Here is a 1,004-nt window from a genome sequence, read left to right on the forward strand (position 1 = left end):
CAGCGAGGACGACGCGGACGACAAGGACTCGGATGTGGCTCGCCGCGCCCTGGCGGAACGGTTGGTGACGAAGGCACCGTCGTTGTTCCCCTACCTCGCGGAGGTGCTGGGCTTCGACCTCCCGCAGAACGTGTTGGACCGTCCGATTAGCTCGAATGTTGGTGCCCCGCTGCGGGCCGTTACGGCGGGGGGTGATTATGGTGGCGCGTAGTCGTTTCAGCGCGGAGCCGAACCGGGGGACTGACGAGCTCGTCGGTATCGTCACCGCTGCTGTGAAGGAGTGGATCGCCACGGTCCGGGAGGATGTGGATATGATCACCGCAGCCGGTGAGGAATGGGCTGGGGAGGTGACGGTGAACGTTATGCCCGCGCTGGGTGCGGAGTTCATCGCCACGGCGGCGGCGGACGCGCCGAACACGGGGTTCGTGTCCCCGGACGTGGCTATCCCCTGGCCGTCGGGTGTGTCCGGCCCGGCGACGGTCGCTGACCTTCTCGCGGAGTTTCCCGCGACGTTCGCGGGTGTGGACCCGTCGCAGATCAGTTTCATCATCGCATCCCCGTCGTGGCGGCACCTGTTCGCGGACTACATGCGCACGACCGAGAACCTCGTGGTGGGAATGCAGGACACGGTGTTCCAGACGATGCAGGGTATCTTGTCGAAGGCTGGGACGGGCGGGAGTTTCGAGCAGCGGGAGCTGGTTAGGCAGTTCCTATCGTGGGATGCCGAAGGGGGCTATGAGGGGTGGATGCGCCGGGCGGAGCGGATCGCCCGGACGGAGCTTCATCAGGCCCGCACGGCGGCGGTTCACGCTTCCGCGACGATGACCGCCGACGCTGGTGTTCCGATGGTGAAGGTGTGGTCGGCGGCTCATGACGAGCGGACGCGGGTTGCACACGCCGAAGCGGACGGGCAGACCCGCCCGGTGGACGAGCCGTTCGAGGTGGGTGGGGAGCTGCTGCGCTACCCCGGCGACCGGGCTAACGGCTCGGCGAAGAACACGATC

2 protein-coding genes are annotated in these 1,004 nt (G+C 67.0%); both read left to right on the plus strand.

Translation table 11 applies throughout. From position 1 onward, the window contains the following. Nucleotides 1-211 (plus strand): hypothetical protein (locus tag ACTQV4_RS10290; protein WP_441569779.1); only part of this gene is annotated, 211 nt, incomplete at its 5' end. Beyond that, nucleotides 198-1,004, plus strand: an 807-nt coding sequence (locus ACTQV4_RS10295; protein ID WP_441569780.1) for a phage minor head protein, incomplete at its 3' end; no start/stop codon positions are given. The genes ACTQV4_RS10290 and ACTQV4_RS10295, both read left to right, overlap by 14 nt.

Origin of the sequence: Collinsella sp. LCP19S3_B11 (assembly GCF_052121915.1) — a bacterium.
Classification (GTDB): Bacteria; Actinomycetota; Coriobacteriia; order Coriobacteriales; family Coriobacteriaceae; genus Collinsella.